Consider the following 25,589-nt stretch of genomic DNA (forward strand, 5'->3'; position numbering starts at 1 on the left):
CTCCTGATACAAGTAAGTCCCACCCACTGCTTATTGCTCCTCGCAATTGAAGCAGGGGACTTACTTGATTCGGTTAAGCAGTTATTCTACTTCAACAACATTCCAATACTCCACTATACATGCAATTCCCCTCCTACCGCAACCAAAAAATATTTTTTTCAAACATTTTTTTCAATTCAAAGGCGACAGCGAAGCGCCTCGCCACTTATCCCCGTCCCCATTGGTTCTACCCATTGGTTCTATCGCATAATAAACAAACTCCCATTTTCTTGTCCTTTTTTGAACATATTTATTCAAATATCGTAAAAAATTTAACAAGTTTTTAGTTGTTTTTACCAGAAAAAAGGTGTATCATATAAAAATCAATTATAGATAATAAACAAAACAAGGAGGGCGCTATGGAACAAATCCTAAACAAGCTTTCGGAAATCGAGGCTACAGCCAATGCTATCATGCAGGACGCTGCGCGACAGAAACAAGCTCTCTCAGAAGAAGCCGAAAAACAGATCAAAGATTTCGATGCCTCCCTGGAAACAAAGACCAGCGCCGAAATCCGGAAAATCCGTGAAGATCTGGCCCGCGAGAAAGACGCCCGGATCACCCAGCTTCGTGCAGAGACAGAAGACCAGCTATCCAGACTGGATGCCTACTACGAAGCCAACCACGAAACTCTTTCCAAAGAGCTGTTTCAGAAAATAACAGGAATTACCGAAACCTGAAGGGAAAGGAAGTGATTCAATGGGCACTGTCCTCTCATACAGCGGACTCTCTACCAAGATCCGTGCCATGCAAAGCAGGCTTGTGACAGATGAGCAGCTGGAAGAAATCGTTCAGCTTCCCAATGTCCCCCAGGTAACAGCCTACCTGAAACGAACCCCGGAATATCAGAATATCTGGTCTGGTCTCGATGAGAATGATCTGCATCGAGGGCAGATAGAGAAACTTCTGAAGAAATCTATCTTCCGGAATTTTTCAAGACTTTACCACTTTGCAAACCAGGAACAGCGGACGTTCCTGACTCTTTACTCGAAACGCTATGAGATCCGTGTCCTGAAAGAGATTATGACGAATCTCTTCGACCACAGAGATACTGACCCCGTAGATATTTCCCCTTACCGCGATTTTTTCAGACTGCATTCCAGACTGGATATTGACAGACTTGCAGCCTGCGCCAATATGGATGAATTTATCGCCGCACTAAAGGGAAATGATTTCTTCATTCCTCTGTCCCAGGTCAACGAACGGGGAAATGCCACGCTTTTTGACTTCGGCATGGCACTTGATCTTTCATATTTTTCACAGATCTGGAATATGCGGAAGAAACTTTTCAAGGGCAATGATCTGGCTCAGATCACGAAAGCCTACGGCGAAAAATTTGATATGCTGAACCTGCAATTCATCCAGCGATCCAAACGCTGTTTTCGCATGGAACCAGCCGAAATCTATGCATTGCTGATTCCCATGAACTACAAACTTCGTAAAGAAGAGATCACCGCACTTGTGGAAGCTCCCACATACGAAGAAGCCCAGCGTATTTTTGCCGGAACCTACTATGGTAAGAAATATGAGCAGCTGACTGCAGCCAACCTGGAGGAATTTTATAACTACATCCTCAGGAATGTGCTGGAACGGGAAGCACGCAAGGATCCCTACTCCGTAGCAGTCATTTATTCCTATTTATATCATAAAGAACATGAAGTCAACCGTCTGACCATTGCCCTTGAGTGCGTGCGCTATGGCGTGGATCCAGAACAATCCCTGCGTTATATACGCAACGGTTAATAACCAGGAGGTAGCAACGTGATTGAAAAAATGAATTTTCTGAGCATCACCGGTCCCAAAGCAGATATTGACCGGGTTGTAAACACCTACCTGTGCAAGTACGAAATCCATCTGGAAAACGCGCTCTCTGAACTGACCACAGTAGAAAGCCTGACACCTTTCATTGAGGTCAATCCGTATAGAGATGCTCTTAATTCCATCAATACCATTTACGAAGAACTGAAAAGTCCTCCTGCTGCTTCCAACCGAAGCACCGGTATTGAAAAAGCACTTTCCACAGTGAAGGAGATCCGTGGACAATCGGAGCAACTCCAGCAGGAACAAACTGAATTAGAAGAAAAATGTTCCTCCCTAGAAGAATCCCTGCGGATCATACGTCCGTTCCGAAATATTGATTACAATATTTCCTCTATTCTGCACCTGAAATACATTCATTTTCATTTCGGACGTATTGAGAAACAGTATTACGAAAAATTCAAGAAATACATTTACGACAACCTGAACACCATCTTCCTGAAATGTGATGAAGATGACCAGTATGTCTGGGGAGTCTATTTTGTACCGAAGCATGAGGCTCACAAAATTGATGCGGCCTACTCTTCCATGCACTTTGAGAAGATCTTTGTACCGGATAATTACACCGGTACAGCCCAGCAGGCTTTTTCCAGCGTAAGCAAACAGTACGAGGATGCCTTGAAGCATCTGGAAGCCCAGAAACAGAAACGCCAGCGTTTCCTCTCTGACAGAGCCGAAGATATTGTTTCTGCAAGAGATACACTACGTCAGTTTTCCAGAAACTTTGATGTCCGTAAGGCTGCTGCCTGCACCGGAAATCATGAGAATTTCTATATTCTCTGCGGCTGGATGACAGAAGCTGACACACGGGCTTTTCAGGCTGATATCGCATCAGATGAACGGATCTTCTGCCTGATAGACGGCGAAGATACCACATCACCGGAACATGATCCAAACCATCAGCCGCCAACGAAGCTGAAAAACCCGAAGCTTTTCAAACCATTTGAAATGTATGTCAAGATGTACGGTCTTCCCGCTTATGGCGAGATGGATCCAACCTGGTTCGTTGCCATCACCTACTCCTTCATTTTCGGAGCCATGTTCGGTGATGCAGGACAGGGACTTCTGCTTTTTATCGGAGGTTTCCTTCTGTACAGGCTGAAACATATCGACCTTGCCGGAATCATCAGCTGTGCCGGTGTTTTCTCAACCTTCTTCGGCCTGATGTTCGGCAGTATCTTTGGATTTGAAGATGTCATACCTGCTCTGTGGCTAAGACCTGTAGACAGTATGACGACCATACCTTTTATCGGAAAACTGAATACCGTATTTATCGTTGCCATCGGCTTTGGCATGGGAATCATCCTCCTGTGCATGGTTTTCAACATCATCAATTCCCTTAAGATGCATGACGTTGAAAAAACCTGGTTCGACACCAACGCTGTGGCAGGACTTGTATTCTACGGATCTGCAGTACTTTGCATCGGACTTTTTGTTTCCGGTCATGCAGTTCCCGGCGGAGCTGTTCTTGCCATCATGTTCGGTGTTCCGCTGCTTCTGATCTTCTTCAAGGAACCGCTTACCAACCTGGTTGAGAAAAAAGCCGAAGTTATGCCAAAAGAAAAGGGCATGTTTATCGTACAGGGTATCTTCGAACTGTTCGAGGTTATCCTGAGCTACTTTTCCAATACACTCTCCTTCGTGCGTATCGGCGCTTTTGCAGTCAGCCACGCAGCTATGATGGAGGTTGTGCTTATGCTTGCAGGCGCAGAGAACGGCAGTCCGAACTGGATCGTCATTATCCTCGGAAACCTTTTCGTATGCGCTATGGAGGGCCTGATCGTAGGTATCCAGGTACTCCGTCTGGAATATTACGAAATGTTCAGCCGTTTCTACAAAGGCAGCGGACGTAAATTCGAGCCGTTCTGCTCCAGGAATAAATAATAAAACGATTACTATTTAAGTTTAAGGAGGTCATCATCATGACAGTCATTACACAGATTACAATCGCAGTTGCACTTGTACTCAGTATCATTCTTCCATTCGGTTATTATCTTCTCGGCGAAAAAAGCCGTGGCCGCTACAAAACAGCTCTTGGCGTAAACGCATTTTTCTTCTTCGGAATCATGCTTGTTGCCATCGCCGTAACATTCGCAGGCGGAGCTTCCGTACAGGCTGCAACAGGTGCTGACGCAGGCCTTGCAACAGGTATGGGCTACATCGCAGCAGCACTCGTTACCGGACTTTCCTGTATCGGTGGTGGTATTGCCGTTGCCAGTGCGGCAAGCGCAGCACTTGGAGCAATCAGTGAGGATCAGAGCATCCTTGGTAAATCCCTTATCTTCGTAGGTCTTGCCGAAGGTGTTGCTCTTTATGGACTGATCATCTCCTTCATGATCCTGGGTAAACTTTGATATGAAGATGTACCTGATCAGCGACAATATTGATACTCTGACAGGAATGAGACTGGCCGGTGTAGAAGGTGTTGTTGTCCATGAACACGATGAGCTGAAGGAAGCTCTGGAGCGTACTATCGCGGACAAAGAAATCGGGATCATTCTCCTGACCGAAAAATTCGGCCGGGAATTCCCTGAGATCATCGACGATGTAAAGCTCCATCACAAAACACCTCTCATCATAGAAATTCCTGACAGACACGGTACCGGCCGCAGGCCTGATTTCATCACTTCATACGTGAATGAGGCCATCGGATTAAAATTATAGGCAGGTGATATTATGACAATCGAAGAAAAACTCACCCACTTCTATGATACTTCCGCGGAAGAAGCCCGCCGCCAGGCGGAAAAAGAGGTCCAGGAGCATAAAGAATCACTGGATGCCGCAATGGAGGAACATAAAAAAATGGCTCTGGAAAACGCTGCCAGTTCCCGGAAAGCCGAGATTGCAAACGCCCGGCGTGAGATCAACAAGGCACTTTCAGCCGAACAGCTGAATATCCGCCGTGACTGGACTGCCAGACAGAGCCGTTTAAAAGAGAAACTTTTTTCAGAGGTCAGAGAACAGATCCTGAAATTTATGGAATCCTCCTGTTATGAGGAATATCTTTGCAGCAAGATCGAAGAAGCTGTATGCTTTGCAGAACACGATGAGATTCAGATCTATCTTTCCAGGGAAGATGAACTCCGGCTGAAGTCACTTACGATCAAGACAGGGTTTCCGCTGAGGCTTTCCGGAGATTCCTTTATCGGCGGAATCAAAGCTGTGATCCCGGAGAAAAACATCCTCATCGATAATTCTTTTGAGGAAGGATACAATGCAGCATACAGAGATTTCAAATTCAACGGAGGTCCAGCACATGAGTAAAACAGGTATTATCTACGGTGTCAACGGTCCTGTTATCTACCTCAAGGGCGACACCGGCTTCAAGATCTCCGAGATGGTCTATGTAGGCCCTGAGAAACTTGTAGGAGAGGTCATCGGACTTAAGAAACATATGACGACTGTACAGGTTTTTGAGGAAACTACAGGACTGAAACCCGGAGAAACCGTTACCGGAACAGGAGACGCAATTTCCGTTCTCCTTGGACCGGGAATCATCCACAATATTTTTGATGGTATCCAGAGGCCTCTTGCAGAAATTGCAGAGGCCTCCGGAAAATATATTTCCCGCGGTGTCAGCGTTGACTCCCTTGACACTGAAAAAAAATGGGAAACACACATCACAGTAAAAGAAGGAGACGTGATCGGCGCAGGTACTGTGATTGCCGAGACACAGGAGACCGCCTCCATCCTTCATAAATCCATGGTTCCGCCAAACATCCCGCACGGAACCGTTATCCATGCAGTTCCGGACGGTGCTTACACAGTTCTGGAGCCTATCGTTACCATCCGCCTTGATGACGGTACCGAAAAAGAGCTTGCACTTGCCCAGAAATGGCCGATCCGTGTTCCACGTCCGACCTACAAGCGTTTCCCGGCAAGCGTTCCGCTTCTTACCGGCCAGCGTATCCTGGATACGCTTTTCCCAATCGCAAAGGGCGGCACTGCTGCTGTTCCCGGCGGATTCGGAACAGGAAAAACCATGACACAGCATCAGATCGCCAAGTGGTCCGATGCAGATATCATTATCTACATTGGCTGTGGCGAGCGTGGAAATGAAATGACACAGGTTCTTGAGGATTTCAGCAAGCTGATCGACCCGAAATCCGGTAACCTGATGATGGACCGTACCACACTGATCGCCAACACCTCCAACATGCCGGTTGCGGCACGTGAGGCTTCTATTTATACAGGTGTTACTCTTGCTGAATATTACCGCGATATGGGCTATGACGTAGCCATCATGGCAGACTCCACATCCCGTTGGGCTGAGGCACTCCGTGAGCTTTCCGGACGTCTGGAGGAGATGCCCGCAGAAGAAGGATTCCCTGCTTACCTGGCATCCAAGCTCTCCGCTTTCTATGAGCGTGCCGGAATGATGCAGAACCTGAACGGAACAGAAGGTTCTGTCTCCATCATCGGTGCTGTTTCCCCACAGGGTGGTGACTTCTCCGAGCCTGTCACACAGAATACCAAACGTTTCGTCCGCTGCTTCTGGGGACTGGACAAGGCACTTGCCTATGCCCGTCACTTCCCTGCGATCCAGTGGCTTACCAGCTACAGTGAATATCTGGAAGACCTGACTCCATGGTACAGAGAGCATGTTTCCCCGAAATTCGTTTATGACAGAAACCAGATCATGGCTATCCTCAATCAGGAAAGTTCTCTCATGGAGATCGTTAAGCTTATCGGAAGCGATGTTCTTCCGGATGACCAGAAACTGACACTTGAGATTGCCAGAGTGATCCGTCTCGGATTCCTTCAGCAGAACGCTTTTCATCAGGAAGACACCAGTGTTCCTATGGAAAAACAGTTCCTGATGATGGAAACGATCCTCTATCTCTACGAAAAATGCCGTGCCCTTGTAAACCGTGGCATGCCGGTTTCCGTGCTGAAAGAGGATAAAATTTTTGAGCGTATCATTGCTATCAAATACGAGGTTCCAAATAAAGAACTGGAGCGTTTTGATGAGTATCACAAAGATATCGACCGTTTCTACGATAATGTACTGGAAAGAAACGGTTAAAGGAGGGATCAGTTTATGGCAATCGAATATCTTGGCCTGAGTGAAATAAACGGCCCTCTTGTTGTCCTTGAGGGTGTTAAGAACGCATCCTACGAGGAGATCGTGGAATTCCACATGGAGGACGGCACGCAGAAAATCGGCCGTATCGTGGAAATCTACGAGGATAAGGCTGTTATCCAGGTTTTTGAGGGGACAGATAATATGTCCCTTGGCAATACACACACACGTCTTACCGGTCATCCTATGGAGATCGGGCTTTCCCCCGAGATCCTGGGACGAACCTTTAACGGTATCGGCCAGCCCATTGACGGTCTTGGCGATATTACACCGGAGGTCAGCCTGAATATCAACGGTCTTCCGCTGAATCCGGTAACCCGTGAATATCCACGAAACTATATCAACACCGGTATCTCCGCCATCGACGGACTGACCACTCTGATCCGCGGCCAGAAGCTGCCGATCTTTTCCGGAAACGGTCTTCCACATGACAAGCTGGCTGCACAGATCGTTCAGCAGGCTTCACTGGGCGGCGATTCCGATGAGAAATTTGCCATTGTTTTTGCAGCAATGGGTGTTAAATATGACGTAGCTGAATTTTTCCGCAGAACCTTCGAAGAAAGCGGTGCTTCCGACCACGTTGTAATGTTCCTGAATCTTGCAAATGACCCGGTTGTTGAGCGTCTTCTGACACCGAAGATTGCCCTCACCGCTGCCGAGTATCTTGCCTTCGAAAAAGGCATGCACATCCTGGTTATCCTGACAGATATCACTTCTTTCTGCGAGGCCATGCGAGAGGTTTCTTCCTCCAAAGGTGAGATTCCTTCCCGAAAAGGTTATCCCGGATATCTGTACAGTGAACTTGCCACTCTTTATGAGCGTGCCGGCATCGTCCGCGGCGGCACCGGTTCTGTAACCCAGATTCCGATTCTGACCATGCCGAACGATGATATCACCCATCCGATTCCTGACCTTACGGGATACATTACCGAAGGCCAGATCGTTCTGGATCGTCAGCTTCACGGACAGGCCATCTACCCGCCGATCAACGTTCTGCCTTCTCTTTCCCGTCTGATGAAAGATGGTATCGGCGAAGGCTTCACTCGTGCCGATCATCAGGATGTTGCCAACCAGCTCTTCTCCTGCTACGCAAAGGTAGGCGATGCAAGAGCACTGGCTTCCGTTATCGGCGAGGATGAACTTTCTCCGCTGGATAAGCAGTACCTTGTATTCGGAAAAGCTTTCGAAGCAGAATTCGTAGGACAGTCCGAGACCGAAAACCGAAGCATCATCGAAACTCTTGATAAGGGCTGGGAACTCCTGGGACTCCTTCCAAGAGAAGAGCTTGACCGTATCGATACCAAGGTTCTGGATCAGTATTACAGGGAAACCGTCCGTTAGTGAGGTGATTTTATGGATCCGAATACCTTTCCCACCAAGGGAAATCTCATACTTGCAAAAAACTCTCTGGCTCTTTCCAGACAGGGCTATGAGCTTATGGACAAAAAGCGTAATATCCTGATCCGTGAAATGATGGAGCTGATCGACCAGGCAAAGGATATCCAGGCTCAGATCGATGAAACCTTCCGTACTGCTTATGCAGCCCTGCAGAAAGCTAACATGGAGATCGGTATCGCTTTTGTAGACCAGATTTCCCATACCGTTCCTGTAGAAAATTCCATCCGGATCAAGACACGAAGCGTTATGGGTACTGAGATTCCCCTTGTGGAATATGACAGGCAGAGCAGCAATACGCCGACCTACGCCTACTACAGCACCAAGCTGTCCCTGGACGAGGCCAAGGCAGCTTTCGAGCGTGTGAAAGAATTGTCCATTCAGCTTTCCATGATTGAAAACGCAGCTATCCGTCTTGCCACCAATATCAAAAAAACCCAGAAGCGTGCCAACGCTCTGAAGAATATCACCATCCCAAGATATGAAACTCTCACCAGAGATATCACCAATGCCCTGGAGGAAAAAGAGCGCGAGGAATTTACCCGGCTCAAGGTGATCAAACGAATGAAACAGGGCGGATAAGCCATTTTTCCACACTTATCCACACTCTGACAGCGATTTTTTGCAGAGGACAGTGTCCGTAATATCCGGTCACTGTCCTCTTTTTGCGTACATTTCCATACTTTATAGTTTTCTGTTCTGGAATATATTCTTTTTTCGTAAATATTTTAATATTTTTCTGATTATTACTTTGTTTTTTATTAAATTTTATCTTTTTTGCATAATATTTTGTGGTATTTAGAATTTAAAAATGTCAATAGTTTTACAGATTTTTTTCACGTTTTTCGCTGATTTATCATTTTTACACAAAACATATGTTTAATTTTTTTTATGTAAATCAGGTCATCCACATTGTTATCCTTGTGGATAATGTGGATAAATTTGTGTATAACTTGATTATTAGCGGATTTGCGGATTTTTGTCATGTGGAAAACTTTTTGGAAAGTTTTTCACTTATCCACCATGGTTCGACAGGTTTTGTGCATTTTGCCAGAAGGGGGTTTTCGGGACTGCCAGTGCACGCAGTACACACATGTACAGGTACTGATAAATTGCGTAAAAGCCATGTCATTTGCATAGTCTGCTCCGGTTGAATTCTGTGCTTGACAGCCGGGATTTTTTTTGTTAGGGTTTAGGTACTAAAACATAGTGTGGATTTTTCAGTTTCGACTTTTTTCGCCACATAATCTGCCTTTACTCTTTGCTTTTAGAGGCAGGTTGTGTGGCTTTTATTATGTACACAAAACACGCACAGTTATTCTTTTACGAATAATACAATAACGATATGAAGGAGGTTTTTTTCATGAATGATACTTTTATGAAGGAAAAGCCTGTTGGCCCACTACTGGCTTCCATGGCACTACCTATGGTTTTTTCCATGCTTGTAAACTCGCTGTATAATATTGTTGACAGTTTCTTCGTAGCACAGATCAGTGAGCAGGCTATGACAGCACTCTCACTTGTATATCCTGTGCAGAACCTGATCAATGCAGTTGCCATTGGTTTTGGTATTGGTATCAATGCCAGGGTGTCCTATCATCTTGGCGCAGGAAATAAAAAAATGGCCGACACAGCTGCGACCCATGGTTTTATTCTGGCTGTGATCCACGGTATTCTCATGACTGTGATCAGCATTGCTGTTATGCCGGCGTTTCTCCGGATGTATACACAGGATGAAACGGTGATCCGAATGGGGCATGAGTATTCCACGGTCGTATTTCTGTTTTCCACTGTGATCTCCATCAGCCTTTTCTTTGAGAAACTTTTCCAGGCTGTGGGAAGGATGAAGGTGTCTATGATTGCCCTGCTGGTTGGCTGTATCAGCAATATCATCCTGGATCCGTTCCTGATCTGGGGTATCGGATTTTTCCCGAAAATGGGAATCCGCGGTGCTGCTCTGGCTACTGGTATCGGTCAGGTGCTTACGATCGTTGTGTATATATCTTTTTATATTTTGCGTCCAATTCCTGTGCGTGTGACCCCAAAAGCCATAAAAGCCAGCAAAGAAACGGATCTGAGCCTGTATGCCATTGGTGTTCCGGCAATCCTGAACCTGGCTCTGCCGTCATTTCTGGTCTCTTTTCTGAATTCTGTACTGGCAGCTTATTCAGACAGTTATGTGGTAATCCTAGGTGTTTATTATAAGCTGCAGACTTTCCTTTATCTTCCGACTAACGGTATCATCCAGGGAATGCGTCCGCTGATCGGCTACAACTTCGGAGCCCAGGAGATGAAACGTGTGAAAAAGATCTTCCGTCTGACTTTGGAGGCCAGCTGTGTGATCATGTTCCTTGGAACTGCTGTTTGCCTCCTGGCGTCCGGACAGCTTATGGGACTTTTCACCACGAACCCAGAGACGATTGCTGCTGGTTCCAAGGCTCTTAAGATCATCAGTGCAGGATTTATCATTTCTGCTGTGTCTGTCACTACTTCAGGAGCTATGGAAGGCCTTGGAAAGGGCATCCAGTCCCTTGTGATCTCCTTGTTCCGGTATGTGATCGTCATCATGCCTGTTGCCTGGATTCTGTCCCGGCTTATGGGTCCTGAGGGTGTCTGGAACGCATTCTGGATCACGGAGGTGTTTACTGCTGTGGTATCTGTGGTTATTTACAGGCAGATGCTGCGGAAAGCATAAGCACTCTGCTGGGCTGTGTGACTGTCTTAGCCTGTACCAGAATAGAAACAGACATCACAACAAGATGGCTGCTATCATCAATGCTGAGAGCTTTTTTATGTCATTGGGAAATTACAGGGAAATTTCTTATTCAAGTCAAGCGGATATTCGCAATCCACATTCTTGCTCATAATCAAAAAACTGCCCGCAGGTCGTCTCCATTTCTCTCGAACATTTCCTGTAAGCAGTTTAACTTATAAAGTATTCATTTACATATTTTATTATTCCACAAAAGTTCCAACCGCAGCCGGTGCACGGTAATTGTAGTCGGATACTTTGATTCCTGTGGCTGCGGTGCTGGCGTGGACGATCTTGCCATCGCCGATATAGAGAGCTACGTGGTCGATTCCGCCGTCTCCGTAGAATACCAGGTCACCAACTTCGATATCTTCTACAGATTTCTTCTGGGATGCTGCACACTGGGCTGCTGCCACACGGGGAAGCCCATAACCAAACTGTGCAAACACAGACATCACGAACCCGGAACAGTCTGCACCATTTGTCAGGCTTGTGCCGCCGTAGACATACGGATTTCCTACAAACTGCAGTGCAAAATCCGCAATTTCCTGACGCTTGGCTACGCGGGCTTCTTCAGCCTTACGTGCTGCCTCTTCAGCTGCCTTACGCTCTTCTTCCGCTTTACGGGCAGCTTCCGCTGCTGCTTCTGCTTCCAGTCTCTTCTGTGCGATCTCCTCAGCCTCTGCTTTCGCTTCCTGATATTCTGCCACATCAGAAACAGTCTTGTCTGCCAGAGCGTTTGCAAGAGCGGAGATGGAATCCATCCCGTCCGAGAAATCTTCCTCAATGGAAAGTTCCTCCACCTCGCCATCTGTCACAGCACTTACATCTGTATCTGCAAAAACTGTACACGGAACAGATCCGGCGATCACAACACTCATGACAACAGCAGCAATTTTTTTATAAAACATAAAAACTCCTCTCAGAAAATCTGCAACTCTCCTCCGGTCCATCTTAATAGTTTGTCTGTTGCATCTGTTAGCATCTTCATTTATTACAATTTTATTAAATTTGTTACGCAAGTGTGTATCCTAACATATAATCTGCCCCCTGTCAAACCTTTTCACGAAAACTTCACAGCCTTTTCATTCAAATTCACGCAGATATTTGCAATCTGCATTCCACTTTTCCCGTACATAAATACACACCCTCCACAATTTATCATGTCAAAAAAGAGAGCATCTCCACAGCCTCTAACAGCTGTTGAAAATGCTCTCCATATCGTGCATACATATGTTCCGACGGATAAAATTATCCGCATTCCATTACCACATCAGATATAACTCATAAATCCCTTACCAATAACCTCACTGCTCTTAGTTACCATCAGAAATGCCTGCGGATCTACCTCATCAATAAACCTCTGCAGCAACACCGCCTGCTTTACGTCAACCACAGTCAGGATGATCTTTTTATCCTTGTGGGTATAAACACCCTCTCCATGATAAATCGTAGCACTTCTGTTCAGATCCTTCATGATAAAATCGGAAATTTCCTCCGGTTTGCTGGAAATGATAGTGAAATATTTGTTCAGCTTCATCCTCTCAATAGACTTATCGATCAGCAACGTCTTGGCCATAAGACCCAGCACAGAGCAGAGGCCTGTGGTAATATCAAATACCATAAAGGAAACAACAACGATGAAACAGTCTACAAGAAACAGTGCACCCGAAATATTCATCGTAGAATACTTTTTAATGATCATCGCAACAATATCCGTACCGCCGCCTGAGGCATTCTTAAAAAACAGGATCGCAGCAGCCAGTGCCGGAAGGATGATCGCGAAGCACAGCTCCAGCATAATGTTCCCTGTGAGTGCTTTTTCCATAGGAAAAACCTTCTCGAATACATTCAGGAGCAGAGAAGATACAACTGTAACATAAGCTGTCTTTATGCCAAAATCTTTTCCCAGGATCATAAACCCGATCACCAGCAAAATAAGATTGATCACCAGGTTGATCTGCGCAGATGTCATCGGAATAAAATGCGAGAATACGACTGCCATACCCGAAACTCCTCCGAAAGAAAAGTTGTTCGGGAATTTGAATACATAGATTCCCACATCCATCAGAATAACTGCAAATGTGATAACTATATATTCCATCACCCTCTTAGGTACTAAATTTTTCATATAAAAAATTCCCTCCTGATTCCCTCAAAAAATTTTCACCGGGAACTACCGATCAAAACCGGCACTCCCTCATCTTCTCTGTTAATCATACCTTATATCACCGAAAATGAAAATAAAAAAGACAGAGAAAAATACATTTCCCTGTCCCGTATATCAGCAATCACGATCACCCACAGCTTACAGCCCGAAAAACCTCTCAAGAAATTCCGCCACACCATCATGATCATTATCTCCGGTCACCTCATTAGCGGCATCCTTTACATACTGTTTGGAATTACCCATAGCGACTCCGATGCCTGCGCCTTCCAGCATTTCCAGATCATTTTCATTATCACCAAAAGCGATCACATGCATCCGGTCAATGCCAAGCTTTGTGCGCAGCATGGCAAGACCAACTCCTTTGTCCACCCCTGCTGCGTTGAACTCTGCGTTACCGCTGATGGAAGTAGTGACAGCCACATCATCCAGATCCTTCCATTTTTCACGGAGAGCTCTGCTGTCTTCGAGGTTTTCAAAATAGATGTTTATCTTTTCTGCCTGATCCAGAAGCTCTGTCTGTCTGTAAAAATCCTTTACAAATTCATGTCTGCTGAGGAAATAATCTACGAAGGTTTTTTCCAGAAGATCTTTATCTGCTACTGAGGCTACATAATCTCTGGCATCTGCATCGGAATATGCAACTCCATTCGAATAAGCCTCCGCGATCCAGCCTTTTACTCCGCTGTCCTCCACATCTTTCAGGATTCCCCGTACCATTCCTTTTGGCATGGTCTTGCGCCAGATCATCTCATTTTTATCGTAGTCCCAGACAACACAGCCATTTTCCACGATTCCCCATTTCACTCCATGGAGCACGGAAAACTCCTGCGGTATCAGCTCCCTTGTTCTTCCTGTTGCCGGTACCACATAATGTCCGTCATCGATCAGACGCTGCAAAACATTTCTGTTTCTCCCGGAAATCTTATTCTCGCTGTTCAGAAGTGTTCCGTCCATATCTACTGCAATGATGTATTTTTCCATAATTTCCTCCTGTTTGTCCGTCTGTGTTCCTATGAGCAAAAAGCGCATCTGCACTGCCCCGGAAATCCTTCGGCAGTACAGATACGCACAAATACTCATACCTGCAGTCTGTAAAGCGGATATTTTTTCCGCTTTGCTGCGTAAATAACAGTTCAGGAATTCAGCGGATTCTCATCATAAATGCCTCGTACGGTCTCAAGTTTTCTTTGATTCCTGTTCTGTCTTTGTAGTTTGCAATTTTAATGTCCTCTTTATCGGACACATATTCTGTAAGGTCTTCTGTACTTACTGTATCCTCAGAAAGATTTGCCACCACGATCCACTGCTCTTTCTCAGAAGTTCTTAAATAGGCAAAAATCTTCTCATCCTCCGGAAGAAGAAGCTGGTAATCGCCCTCTGTCAGAAGCTCTTCCTCATGTCGCAGGCGGATCAGTTCTTTATAATAATAAAACACGGAGTCCTTTTTTTCCAGAGCTTTTTTTACATTGATCTCCTGATAACGGTCAGAAAGGCGGAACCATGGTTTTCCGGCAGTAAATCCGGCATTCTCACTGTCGTCCCACTGCATGGGAACCCTGGCATTGTCACGGCTTTTGTTCCATACAGCCTTGCGGAAATCGTCCTCGGTAATGGTTTTGTTCTTAATTACAAGATCCTGATATGCGTTGCGCACTTCAATATCCTCGTACTCGTCCAGAGGGAAGTGTACGTTTGTCATACCGATCTCCTCGCCCTGATATATATACGGTGTTCCCTGCATGCCGTGAAGGACTGTTGCATAAGCTTTTGCGCACTCCTCACGATAAGTGGTATCATTTCCCCATCTGGAAATCACACGCGGCTGATCATGGTTCTCAAAGTACAGAGCATTCCATCCTTTATTATAAAGCTTGTTCTGCCATTCAGTCATAACCCGTTTCAGCTCACGGAGATCAAAAGGCTTCAGTGCCCATTTACGGTTTACAGATCCCGGGATACGGTCGATATTCATATGCTCAAAAGTGAAGAGCATGTTCAGCTCTTCACGGGTCGGATCTGTAAAAAGTCTTGCAACCTCCGGTGTAGAGCCCGGTGCCTCGCCTACTGTCATGCAGTCATATCTGGAAAGTACTTCCCGGTTCATCTCATGGATAAACTCATGAAGTCTTGGTCCGTTGCTGTGATATTTTCCTGTGTAATATTTACGGTCATCTGTCTTCGGATAATCCGGGAAAGACTGATCTTTGGAAATAGAAGCGATAACGTCCATACGCCATCCGTCTGCTCCTTTATCCATCCAGAATTTCATCAGATCATAAATCTCCTGGCGGACTTTTTCATTCTCCCAGTTAAGATCCGGCTGTTTTTTGCTGTAAAAATGAAGATAATACTGACCACGCTCCTCGTCATATTCCCAGGCGCTTCCGCAGAAGCTGGAACCCCAGTTGTTCGGTTCACTGCCGTCTGCTTTCGGATCTTTCCAGATGTAATAATCACTGTAGTCGTTGTCTTTGGATTTCCGGCTTTCCACAAACCAGGCATGCTCATCAGATGTATGGTTTACTACAAGATCCAGAACGATTTTGATGCCATGCTCGTGAGCTTTTCTGATCAGCTCATCCATGTCCTCATTGCTTCCGAAGCCTGCATAAATTTTCCGGTAATCACTGATATCGTAACCATTGTCGTCCTGCGGGGAGTCAAATACAGGACTGAGCCAGAGCACATCGATCCCAAGGTTCTGAAGGTAGGGGAGTTTTTCAATAATACCCCTGAGATCGCCGAAGCCGTCTCCATTGGAGTCCTTGAAGCTTCTTGGATAAATCTGATATACAACGGAATTCTTCCACCAATCTTTCATGTTCTGTGTCTCCTTTATTCAAAATATCTTATTTCAGGCTTTTTTATAGGCGGACCAACTGGGGTCCGCCTTTTCATAATTCTGGTCTTTATTCCTTCTCCTTAAGGTTTATGCAATTCCGAAAAGAGAGAGAAGGATACTCAGGATAATGACACCTATGATCAGAACTGTGATACTGATGTTTTTCTTTTTCAGCAGATAGTAGCACAGAAGAGTCAGTCCAAGAGGAACGACGCCGACAAAGATCTGATCCAGCATACTCTGGAGGTTCAGAACAGACTCACCCTTCATGGTGAGTTCATAAGTAGATTTAAAGGTTACCATGCTGGCAGTCATACCACCAACCATGATAAGACCTACAATGCTGGCAGCCTTTGTCAAAATGTTCATAAGACCGCTTGCATAAACCTTCTGGATGTATTCGGAACCAAGCTTGTAACCCAGGAATGTACCGTAATATTTCACAAGAATAGACGGAATGTTAAAAAGAAGCAGGAACACGATAGGTGCCAGAACATTTCCGGATGCTCCAAGTCCTACTGCGATTCCTGCCGCAATTACACGAAGAACACCCCAGAAAATGGAATCACCGATACCGGCCAGAGGTCCCATCAGGGAAGATTTCACCGCATTGATGGAGCTTGCGTCAAAATCCTTCTGCTCGCTGTTTTTCTTCTCCATGGATGCCACAAGACCCATGATGAATGTAGATAAGGTGATGGTTGTATTGAAGTAAGACATACTTCTTGTGAGGGCAGCTTTTTTGCCTTCCTCATCGTTTTTGTAAAATTTGTTGATAAATGGCATCAGGGAATAGCAGAAGCCGGATGCTCCCTGCTTTGCCGGGCTTACTGCTGCATACAGAGTGAAGGAACGCCAGAAAGCTTTTCTCAGCATTTTTCTTTCATCTGCGGGAATAGATTTTGTTAAATTACTCATGAGAAAAATTCCTCCTCTTCTTCATCAAGATATTCTTCAGAGTCTCCAGCCGGTGAAACAGCTACTCTCTGTGCAGAAAGCTGGTTAAGCTTATAATCGTTCATTCCAACAGAGATGGCGATAATCACTCCGATCACTGCAAGAGCGATAAGCGGAAGGTTTAAGTATGCTGCCAGGACAAATCCCAGAAAATAGAACATGCAGATCTTGTTGTCCCAGAGCATTTTCATCAGCATCGCCATACCTACTGCCGGAAGAAGTCCACCGCAGACTGTCAGACCGTTCATAACAACATCCGGGATGGCATCCAGAAGTGCACTGACTGCATCAGATCCAAAGAGTATCCCGAAGAATGCGAACAGTGAATATAATACCCAGTTCACAGCCCAGAGTCCGTAATGGAGAGCGATGATCTGTTTCTCCTTGCCCTCTGCAGCCAGACGGTCGAAGGTTTTTGCAAACATACCTACAATGAAAATATAGAGAACTGTCTTAATCTGAAGACCAAGGATACCGATCGGAAGTGCCAGTGTCAGGGCAACCTCAGATCCTTTGCCAAGCATGATGGCAAAAGCGGTTCCTACTGCTGTGGCGATTCCGGGTTCTGCCGCGGAGGCACCGCCAATGTTTACAACTCCCATGAATACGGCTTCCAGTGAAGCTCCGATGATAACTCCTGTGTGAAGATCTCCAAGGAACAGACCTACCAGCGGTCCGATGACGATCGGACGGTTCAGCATGGTAAATCCGATCAGCTCTGCACCGCCGACGCAGATGAATACGGCAAGTGCTACAAGAAATGCGTTTAACATTTTTCCTTCCTCCCTTTTTTGTTACGTTTTATTCATTCTGTGGACATTCACATTTCACAGTTTATATGTGTCAGTTTAATTTATCCAGCACATCCTTCACAAGCTTCTGCTCGTCATTCGGAACCTGCTGCATACATGCCTTCGGATCAAGTGCTACCAAGTCTTTTAATGCCTGCTGCTCTGCGTCTGTCAGCATGATAGTTGGTGTAAGGACAAGCTTCTCGGAAACATCGATTCCATCAAAACGTCCCGTATTTCCTACGTTAAGAAATCCTATCTCGCCAACATTCTTTCTTATTTTCAGAGCATCTTTTACAGTTCTTGTAAGAACCAGAATACGCATTTTGGATGCCTTCGGATTGTTTAAGATACGAATGGCTTCGTCCACCGGTTTGATCAGAGATTTAATCCCTCCCGGTACTGCCATTTTCAGTGCCATCTTCTGGGTGTTATCGTTGGCTGCCTCATCGTTAGCTACCACAATTCCCTGTACTGCCAGCTGCTTGGTCCAGGTCATGGCAACCTGACCGTGGATCAGACGGTCATCTACACGAAGTGCTGTGATCTTTGCTGTGGAATTATCGTAAGACTGTGGAGCCGGAGCAGATTTCTTTGTGCTCTCCTGTGCAGCGTTTTCTGAAGTCGGTGCATTATTTTCTGCAATGCTGTCTTTAGATGCAGCTTTCTTTCCTCCGCCAAGGTTTACCATCTGAAGCTCTTCTCTGGCATCATCGATAAATTCCTGGATCTCTTCCTCTGTCACATCATCGTCAGCCATCATTACCTGCATCAGAACAGGAAGGTTGGTTCCTGTGATAAGTGTAACGCTCTCCTTCTGGCTATATCCCAGAAGCTTCTGATTAACGCTTCCGCCCATCAGGTCTGTGAAAACGAAAATCCTGTCATTTTCGTGATTTGCGAAATATTCCTCAAATTTTTTCTCCACATTATCTTCCGGTGTTACATAAGCATCGATAGTTGTGATCTCAGCCATTTTTCCCACGATCAGCTCTGCTGTATAACGGATGCCGGAGGCCATCTTTCCATGTGTGGCAATCAGAATCTGTTTCATCTGGTATTCACTCCTTCTATACTGTTTCCCTGTTAGTTATGTACATAACCTTTGTGTCCACACTATAGCATCAAAGGCCGTGTATGTAAATAGGTTATGTACATAACCATTCATTGTGACAAGTTTAAAATTATGGTTTTGTGCAAAATTTACATAAATATATCCTGCAAAAAAGCCGAAATATTCTGGCTGCCATATGGTGACAGTTCCGTATATTTCGGCTTTAACATCGTTATATCTCAGATTTTCCGTATTGAAAATCCTTTCCTGCTGTAGTTTGCATCTCTGCAGTAACACTTTATTTTCTATTTTTTCTCATCCTGACGCTGCACTGACTTTCTTGAAATCAGTGTAACCGGAAGCCTGATCTCATTTTCCCGCTCTTTATCCTCACCATTGATTCTCTCCATCAGGATTTCTACAGCGAGAGATGCTTTCTGCTCCACATTCTGACTGACTGTAGTAAGTCGTGGCACAGAAAACTCTGCATAACTGATGTTATCATAACCTGCGATTCCGATCTCTTCCGGAATTTTCACACCTCTGCTGCTGAAAAAGCTGATAGCTTCCAGTGCATAAAGATCTGACAGAAAAAACAGGGCTGTCTTCGGCTTCTTGCGCTGGATCAGCCATGCGTAGCTTTCTTTTCGCTTCGCGTAGTTCATTCCAAGCGCAGTAAAGTGTACCTTCTGTTTCCTGCGTTCAAACTCTTTCGCAGCCTTCTGTGCGCCCATATAGCGGAAATGGTCAACACCATTGTCACGTCCTGCACACACCTGGATATGCTCATAACCACATTCCAGAAGATATTTTGTCATCAGGTAACCGCCGCTCTCATCATCCAGTCCGATATTCAGGACATGGTTCTCCTGCCCTGCATCCAGCTCACCATAGGCATCAATGGAAACGATCGGCTTGTTGATCAGCTGATAGATCTTTTCACAGTTGCTCTTGCTGAAGGAAATGGCAATCACACCGTCCACATCCCAGCCCATGACCATCTGAAAGATCTTGTCTATATCTTTCGCAGAATACAGCATAAGATAATAGCCAAGCTCCTGTACATACTTCTCAATAAAGCCAATGATCTTTCCGTAAAAAGGATCTCCGATAACAGAATCCTTGAAGTCTTTATGGTAATTGATCACAACCGCGATCAGCTGGGATTTCTCTTTGTTGAGAACGCGGAGTCCCATTTTCTGGACATAGCCCATTTCCCGGATAAGATTTTCGATTTTCTCGATATTGGCAGGTGATACTTTTTTTGTTTTTCCATGTATGACATTGGAAACTGTCGTTGTGCTTACGCCCGCTCTCTGGGCAATTTCTTTAATTGTTGCCATTGTCCATCCTCCAGAGATATTTCTGTGCGGAAGCCACTGCATTGGCTCCGTCTGAAACAGCAGTTACCACCTGTCTGAGCGCCTTTGTCCGAATATCTCCCGCTGCAAAAATGCCTGGCACACGGGTAATGCCTTCCTCATTGGCCCGGATATATCCGCCCTCATCCAGCTCCAGCATATCCTTCACAAGCGCTGTATTCGGCACGATTCCCACTGCGATAAAAACGCCGTCCGTATCCAATGTACGTTCCTCTTCGGTTTTTACATTACGGATCCGGATACCTTTCACCTCGTCCTGCCCCAGGATTTCCAGCGGAACACTGTCCCATATCATCTCAATATTTTCGCAGGCAAAAACTCTCTCCTGGATCGCCTTGTCTGCACGAAGCTGATCCCGGCGATGAATGAGATATACTTTTTTGCAGAGACCGGAAAGAAAAACCGCATCCTCTGCTGCTACGTTTCCGCCGCCAACTACCACCGCAGTTCTGTCCTTATAGAAAGCACCATCACAGGTGGCACAATAGGAAACCCCAAGTCCTCCCAGATCATCCTCTCCTGGTATATCCAGTTTTCTGTGCTCTGCTCCGAATGCCAGGATCACTGTCTTCGCCTGGTATTCATTCTTCTTCGTACGGATCGTCCTGATCTCCCCGGAAATATTTTCCAGGGAAAGAATCTTCTCCCTCTTCGGCTCCAGACCAAGCTTGCGGGCATGCTCACCAAAAGCCTCTCCCAGATCCATTCCTGAGATTCCCGGCATTCCCGGATAATTATCCACCTCGTAGGTCGCCGTGATCTGACCACCCGGCGCAAAATTCTTATCGATCCATATGGTATTTAGTCTGGCGCGGGACGCATAAATCGCTGCCGTGATCCCTGCAGGACCCCCGCCTAAAATTGCAAGATCATATATATCACTCATGTTTTTCTCCACTTTCCGGCTGTAAATTTCTGACCACATCATAACATAGATTCCTCATTTTTCCAATATGATAGTAGAAAGCGCCGCATCAAGAGGACCTTCTATGTCTTTCAAACTTTCAAAGAAAAAAGCACCTCTTTTTATCGTCTGCCTCCTTATCCTGACTTTTCTTTCCGGCATCGCTGCCGGATATTTTTCCTCCCATGGAATTACCGAAAACGCAAAATTCGAAGCTTTTTCCCGGGAGGTTTTCCGCAGTGAAGTTTCCGGCAGTGCACTTACGCTCCATTATTCCCTTGCCCACCCGGAAAAGCAGGGAATTTCACGAAAAAAAGCTTCTCTTGGTACTGTTCCCACAGATATGAAAAATACATATCAGATCTGCGCCCAGTACGAAGAAAAGCTTAAAAGCTTCCGTTACAGCCATCTCTCCACAGAAAATCAGCTCATCCTGGATTCCATGCTTCTCTATTACCACACCGAAAAATCCCTGGGCGACAATTACCTGCTTCAGGAGCCCCTTGGCCCCAGCCTCGGGATTCAGGCCCAGCTTCCCGTGCTTCTGGCCGAATATGCCTTTTATGAGGAAAAAGATATCTCCGATTACCTGAATCTGCTCACCACCATCCGGTCATATTTTCAGAGTATTCTGCGCTTCGAAGAAAAAAAATCACAGGCCGGATTTTTTATGAGCGATACCACCCTTGACCGGATTCTCGCCCAATGTGCCGCTTTTATCGAAAATCCGGACGACAACTACATGCAGGATATTTTTCAGCAGAAGCTCTCTGCCTGCAAAAAAATCTCTCCGTCAGAACAGCAGGCTCTGATCCTGACACATAAAAAGCTGATGAAAACAGAAGTGATCCCAGCCTATCAGGAGCTGATGACAGGCCTTGAAGCACTTCGCGGCACCGGAAAAAACACCCGCGGCCTGTCTTTTTTTAAGGGTGGAAGAGCCTACTATATCTATCTTCTCCAGAGCCAGACCGGTACCTATGTCCCTGTAAACCAGATAGAAAAAAGACTCTCCCGGCAGCTTTCCGATGAGATCAGTACTGCGGGAAAAATGCTCCGCCAGAATCCGGAACTTCTGACCACCCTTAATCAGGGCATCTCCTTTAAAGAAATGGAACCGGCGCAGATGCTGAACTGCCTGCGAAAAAAGATTCTCTCTGACTTTCCGGCACTTGAAGATGTCTCTTTCGAACTCCGCACAGTACACGACTCCATGAAGGATTATCTGAGTCCCGCTTTTTATCTCACACCGCCGATCGATACAGGCACGCCTAATGTGATCTATCTGAATCCGGCGGCCGGTTATCAGGGACTGGAACTTTTTACCACGCTGGCCCATGAAGGATTTCCGGGGCATCTTTATCAGACCGTGTCCTTTGAACGGGAGAACCCGTCCGGAATCCGCAGCCTCCTTGGTACTTCCGGATTCGCGGAAGGCTGGGCTACCTATGTGGAGCCTTTTGCATATCAGTATGCTGCCGCTTACATAAACGACAGTTCTGCCACTGATCTTGCACAGCTTTCCTGGCTGAACCGCAGCATTAATTTATGTATGTATTCGCTTCTGGATCTTGAGATTCACTATAACGGCTGGAGTCAGGCTGAAGCCGCAAGCTTTCTCAGAGCCTTTGGCATTGAGGACAGTACGGTTGTTTCTGAGATCTACCAGTACATTCTGGAAACTCCCGGAAACTATCTGAAATACTACTGGGGATATTTAAGCCTTCTGGATCTGCGTACAGCCGAGCAGAACCGTCTAGGTCAGGATTTTGACCTGAAAGATTTTCACAGCCGGGTGCTGAAGATCGGAGGTGTTCAGTTTCCGGTACTTGAAAAATATATTGACCGATGAGCATCAGATCAGACAGATATTCTCATTATAATCCTGCAAAAAACAATTCGTAAAAATCGTCTTCGCCCTCAAGCATCGGGGAATTCTCGCCGCCGCCATTGGTGCTGCGCTTCATAGCTGCATAAAATTCTTCACCCGCTGCGATCAGATCCATCTCATAGACCGGAACACCCAGTTCCCGGCATTTTTTGCAGAATGCAGACAGCGGCTCCTTCTCCTGGCGTGTGGCAAGAAGCTCCTCCCTAAGTGCCGGATCCCTGCGGGCTTTTTCTTTCAGATTATCAAGCATTTCTACTACTTCCATCAGGCATTTTCTCCTTTCAGACATTTGCGAAACAGTATGTCCAGCTCTGGTATCTCTTTTTTCAGGGATACCAGTTTTCCTTCTCTGATAAAACAGTGCTTCGAGGAAGCTGTTGTGCAGATCTCATCTCTGGTTGCATTATAAAACTCATACTCCAGTTCCAGCACTGCACCATTATATTTCTTCACAGAAACCGTGATCTCCACCTCATCATCAAACCGCACAGGTTTCTTATAAGTTGTGGAAACCTCCGCTACCGGAGAAACAATTCCACGTTTCTCAACCTCACCATAGCCAAATCCCATCTCTTTCATAAAATCGATTCTGGCTTCCTCCATCCATTTGATATAATTGGAATGGTGGATGATCCCCATCTGGTCTGTCTCATGATACTGCGCTTTTCGTCTGTAAACACTCATGCCAAATTCTCCTCTTCTGAAACTGATCACTGTCACTTTATAACCATCAGCAAAACTTTTCTTCAAGTATACTACAAAAACTCCCCCACCTGCAAAAAAATCTGCTATAATACAACCACACAATAATTCAAAGAAAGTCAAGGTAAATCATAAATGAAATTTCCACCTAACTTTAACAATCCTTTCAAAAAGGAAAATCTTCCTGAAAGTCTCCAGAACTTTCGGGAACTTCGGGAGAGCAGAAAGGCGGTTAAACGGAATTCCAGGGACAACATTCCCCTGAATTTCCGCGAGCGCAGCAATGCCCGCACAAGTCTCATTGCATCCATCGTTGTTCTGGCATTTCTGGTTCTCTTTTTTAACCAGCTGGATTATCGTCTTATCCGTAAGCCGGCCATTGATGCCCAGAAAAAAACAGCCGCAATGAAAGAACAGCAGAAAACAGAAGCTGCGGCAACGGAAACTACGACCGCATCTGTGATAGCAGTCGGAGACAACCTCTACCACCAGAGCCTGATCGATGCAGGTGCATCTGAGGACGGAAACTGGAATTACGACAAGATCTACACACATATCCTGGATGCGATCAAGGACGCTGATGTAAAAATGATCGACCAGGAGACTGTTTTTACCACAGATCATGACAGCGTAAGCTCCTATCCATCCTTTGCAACACCGACAGAGGTCGGCGATGCCATCATAAAAGCAGGCTTCAATGTTGTGGAATCTGCCAACAACCATATCGATGACTTCGGAGAGGGCTTCCTCAATGACACACTGAACTTCTGGAAAACCAAATATCCGGATGTCACACTTCTTGGTATCCACGATTCACAGGAAGACTCCGACACCGTTAAAATCCGTGAGGTAAACGGCATCAAGATCGCATTCCTCGATTACACCTACGGCACAAATGTGGGCGGCATCGAAGGAAAAGATTACATGATCGACATGATCCGGAAAGAAAAGATCACTACCATGATCCAGAAAGCCAAAAAACAGGCTGACTGCATCATCTTTGTAGCTCACTGGGGAACTGAGGATGAGACCATGCCGAACGAATATGAAAAGCAGTGGGCAGCCTACCTCATGGAACAAGGTGTAAATGTTATCATCGGCGGACATCCTCATGTGCTCCAGCCATACGGTCGCCTTACCGACGACAAGGGAAACGAAACAGTTGTATTCTATTCCCTCGGAAACTTCGTATCCACTCAGCAGAAACTGGAAGAACTTCTCGGCGGAATGGCGAAATTCACCATCCAGAAAACCGTCCAGAACGGCAAAACCTCGATTCAGATCCTTACCCCGACCGTAGAGCCCCTGGTTATGCACTATAACAGCGAAGCCGGCGAATTCGGGCCGTATATGCTCTCTGATTACACAGAAGAGCTTGCTTCCCAGCATGGCGTTCAGAAATACATAGGCAATGTATTCACCCTGGACAATCTGAAGAAGAAATTCAATGAGATCATGTCCATGAATGTAACACCTTCTACTGGTACTGATCTTCTGGACGTAACCATCAACACAGATCTGAACATGGTCGATGCTTCCGGAAATGTTGTGGAGGATACCAATTCCATTACAGCGGAACAGTATTATGCAGATAAAGGTATTGATGTCAATTCCGAAGATTTCAATGCTGCTGACAATGGTTCAGGAAACAGTGATGATTCCTCGTATGATAGCTCTGACGACAGTTCTTATGATGACAGTTCGTATGATGACAGCTCTTACGATGACTCCTATGATGACAGTTCGTATGACGACAGCTCTTATGACGCTTCCTACGATGACAGTGAAGAATAATGTATCAGCTTACCT

At 45.8% G+C, this 25,589-nt stretch carries 23 protein-coding genes; 12 read left to right on the top strand and 11 right to left on the bottom strand.

What is annotated here, in order from left to right; translation table 11 throughout:
* Positions 1 to 398 precede the first annotated feature (398 nt).
* From WMO28_RS14030 to WMO28_RS14075, 10 genes are all read left to right on the top strand, one after another.
* The gene (locus WMO28_RS14030) at positions 399 to 719 is read left to right on the top strand and encodes a hypothetical protein (RefSeq protein ID WP_119239435.1); all 321 of its coding nucleotides are present in this window, start codon (positions 399 to 401) and stop codon (positions 717 to 719) included.
* Positions 720 to 738: 19 nt separating this feature from the next.
* The gene (locus WMO28_RS14035; protein ID WP_226842967.1) at positions 739 to 1,782 is read left to right on the top strand and encodes a V0D/AC39 family V-type ATPase subunit; all 1,044 of its coding nucleotides are present in this window, start codon (positions 739 to 741) and stop codon (positions 1,780 to 1,782) included.
* 18 nt (positions 1,783 to 1,800) lie between these two features.
* Complete coding sequence (locus tag WMO28_RS14040) at positions 1,801 to 3,741, top strand: V-type ATP synthase subunit I (RefSeq protein ID WP_349057382.1); 1,941 nt, start codon at positions 1,801 to 1,803, stop codon at positions 3,739 to 3,741.
* A gap of 38 nt (positions 3,742 to 3,779) precedes the next feature.
* Entirely contained in the window at positions 3,780 to 4,211 is a 432-nt protein-coding gene (locus WMO28_RS14045) for an ATP synthase subunit C (RefSeq protein ID WP_015525392.1), read from the top strand.
* Position 4,212: 1 nt separating this feature from the next.
* Positions 4,213 to 4,521: a V-type ATP synthase subunit F gene (locus WMO28_RS14050; protein ID WP_119239433.1), complete on the top strand. Its 309-nt coding sequence runs from the start codon at positions 4,213 to 4,215 to the stop codon at positions 4,519 to 4,521.
* Between the two features lie 12 nt (positions 4,522 to 4,533).
* Positions 4,534 to 5,121 carry a V-type ATP synthase subunit E gene (locus tag WMO28_RS14055; RefSeq protein WP_349057383.1) on the top strand — a complete coding sequence of 196 codons (588 nt, stop codon included), beginning with the start codon at positions 4,534 to 4,536 and terminating at the stop codon, positions 5,119 to 5,121.
* Entirely contained in the window at positions 5,114 to 6,883 is a 1,770-nt protein-coding gene (locus WMO28_RS14060; RefSeq protein WP_226842969.1) for a V-type ATP synthase subunit A, read from the top strand. Before WMO28_RS14055 ends, WMO28_RS14060 begins: the two co-directional genes overlap by 8 nt.
* 15 nt (positions 6,884 to 6,898) lie before the next feature.
* Positions 6,899 to 8,281 carry a V-type ATP synthase subunit B gene (locus WMO28_RS14065; RefSeq protein WP_178643694.1) on the top strand — a complete coding sequence of 461 codons (1,383 nt, stop codon included), beginning with the start codon at positions 6,899 to 6,901 and terminating at the stop codon, positions 8,279 to 8,281.
* Positions 8,282 to 8,293: 12 nt separating this feature from the next.
* The gene (locus WMO28_RS14070; RefSeq protein ID WP_178643692.1) at positions 8,294 to 8,917 is read left to right on the top strand and encodes a V-type ATP synthase subunit D; all 624 of its coding nucleotides are present in this window, start codon (positions 8,294 to 8,296) and stop codon (positions 8,915 to 8,917) included.
* A 781-nt stretch (positions 8,918 to 9,698) separates the two neighbouring features.
* Positions 9,699 to 11,030: an MATE family efflux transporter gene (locus WMO28_RS14075; RefSeq protein ID WP_349057385.1), complete on the top strand. Its 1,332-nt coding sequence runs from the start codon at positions 9,699 to 9,701 to the stop codon at positions 11,028 to 11,030.
* 260 nt (positions 11,031 to 11,290) lie between these two features.
* Here the strand turns inward: WMO28_RS14075 and WMO28_RS14080 are convergent, their stop codons facing one another.
* The 9 genes from WMO28_RS14080 to trxB all read right to left on the bottom strand — a co-directional run bounded on the left by WMO28_RS14080 (position 11,291) and on the right by trxB (position 21,169).
* A complete protein-coding gene (locus WMO28_RS14080; protein ID WP_349057386.1) occupies positions 11,291 to 11,998 on the bottom strand; it encodes a C40 family peptidase in 708 nt (235 codons plus the stop codon).
* Between the two features lie 362 nt (positions 11,999 to 12,360).
* Positions 12,361 to 13,218 (bottom strand): YitT family protein, encoded by an 858-nt coding sequence (locus tag WMO28_RS14085; RefSeq protein WP_349057388.1) that lies wholly within the window; start codon positions 13,216 to 13,218, stop codon positions 12,361 to 12,363.
* 177 nt (positions 13,219 to 13,395) lie between these two features.
* Positions 13,396 to 14,238 carry a Cof-type HAD-IIB family hydrolase gene (locus WMO28_RS14090; protein WP_173755613.1) on the bottom strand — a complete coding sequence of 281 codons (843 nt, stop codon included), beginning with the start codon at positions 14,236 to 14,238 and terminating at the stop codon, positions 13,396 to 13,398.
* Between the two features lie 160 nt (positions 14,239 to 14,398).
* Positions 14,399 to 16,078 carry a glycoside hydrolase family 13 protein gene (locus tag WMO28_RS14095; RefSeq protein ID WP_349057390.1) on the bottom strand — a complete coding sequence of 560 codons (1,680 nt, stop codon included), beginning with the start codon at positions 16,076 to 16,078 and terminating at the stop codon, positions 14,399 to 14,401.
* A 108-nt stretch (positions 16,079 to 16,186) separates the two neighbouring features.
* The gene (locus WMO28_RS14100) at positions 16,187 to 17,017 is read right to left on the bottom strand and encodes a PTS system mannose/fructose/sorbose family transporter subunit IID (RefSeq protein WP_349057392.1); all 831 of its coding nucleotides are present in this window, start codon (positions 17,015 to 17,017) and stop codon (positions 16,187 to 16,189) included.
* Positions 17,014 to 17,829, bottom strand: a complete 816-nt coding sequence (locus WMO28_RS14105) for a PTS mannose/fructose/sorbose/N-acetylgalactosamine transporter subunit IIC (RefSeq protein WP_173737684.1) — start codon at positions 17,827 to 17,829, stop codon at positions 17,014 to 17,016. Before WMO28_RS14105 ends, WMO28_RS14100 begins: the two co-directional genes overlap by 4 nt.
* Before the next feature lie 70 nt (positions 17,830 to 17,899).
* A complete protein-coding gene (locus tag WMO28_RS14110) occupies positions 17,900 to 18,901 on the bottom strand; it encodes a PTS sugar transporter subunit IIAB (protein ID WP_349057394.1) in 1,002 nt (333 codons plus the stop codon).
* Between the two features lie 305 nt (positions 18,902 to 19,206).
* The gene (locus WMO28_RS14115) at positions 19,207 to 20,244 is read right to left on the bottom strand and encodes a LacI family DNA-binding transcriptional regulator (RefSeq protein WP_349057397.1); all 1,038 of its coding nucleotides are present in this window, start codon (positions 20,242 to 20,244) and stop codon (positions 19,207 to 19,209) included.
* Entirely contained in the window at positions 20,231 to 21,169 is a 939-nt protein-coding gene (gene trxB / locus WMO28_RS14120) for a thioredoxin-disulfide reductase (protein WP_178643232.1), read from the bottom strand. Before trxB ends, WMO28_RS14115 begins: the two co-directional genes overlap by 14 nt.
* Positions 21,170 to 21,272: 103 nt before the next feature.
* On the opposite strand from trxB, the gene WMO28_RS14125 reads away from it, so the two are divergent.
* Positions 21,273 to 23,039, top strand: coding sequence for a DUF885 domain-containing protein (locus WMO28_RS14125; protein ID WP_349057399.1), 1,767 nt, complete (start codon positions 21,273 to 21,275; stop codon positions 23,037 to 23,039).
* 25 nt (positions 23,040 to 23,064) lie between these two features.
* On the opposite strand, the gene WMO28_RS14130 is transcribed toward WMO28_RS14125, so the two are convergent.
* Together WMO28_RS14130 and WMO28_RS14135 are read right to left on the bottom strand one after the other, a co-directional pair.
* A complete protein-coding gene (locus tag WMO28_RS14130; protein WP_178643231.1) occupies positions 23,065 to 23,343 on the bottom strand; it encodes a hypothetical protein in 279 nt (92 codons plus the stop codon).
* Complete coding sequence (locus tag WMO28_RS14135) at positions 23,343 to 23,762, bottom strand: acyl-CoA thioesterase (protein ID WP_349057402.1); 420 nt, start codon at positions 23,760 to 23,762, stop codon at positions 23,343 to 23,345. The genes WMO28_RS14130 and WMO28_RS14135 overlap by 1 nt, the downstream gene beginning before the upstream one ends.
* 153 nt (positions 23,763 to 23,915) lie before the next feature.
* On the opposite strand from WMO28_RS14135, the gene WMO28_RS14140 reads away from it, so the two are divergent.
* A complete protein-coding gene (locus tag WMO28_RS14140; protein ID WP_349057404.1) occupies positions 23,916 to 25,574 on the top strand; it encodes a CapA family protein in 1,659 nt (552 codons plus the stop codon).
* Positions 25,575 to 25,589: the final 15 nt, after the last annotated feature.

This window comes from Blautia aquisgranensis, from assembly GCF_040096615.1.
GTDB lineage: Bacteria > Bacillota > Clostridia > Lachnospirales > Lachnospiraceae > Blautia_A > Blautia_A aquisgranensis.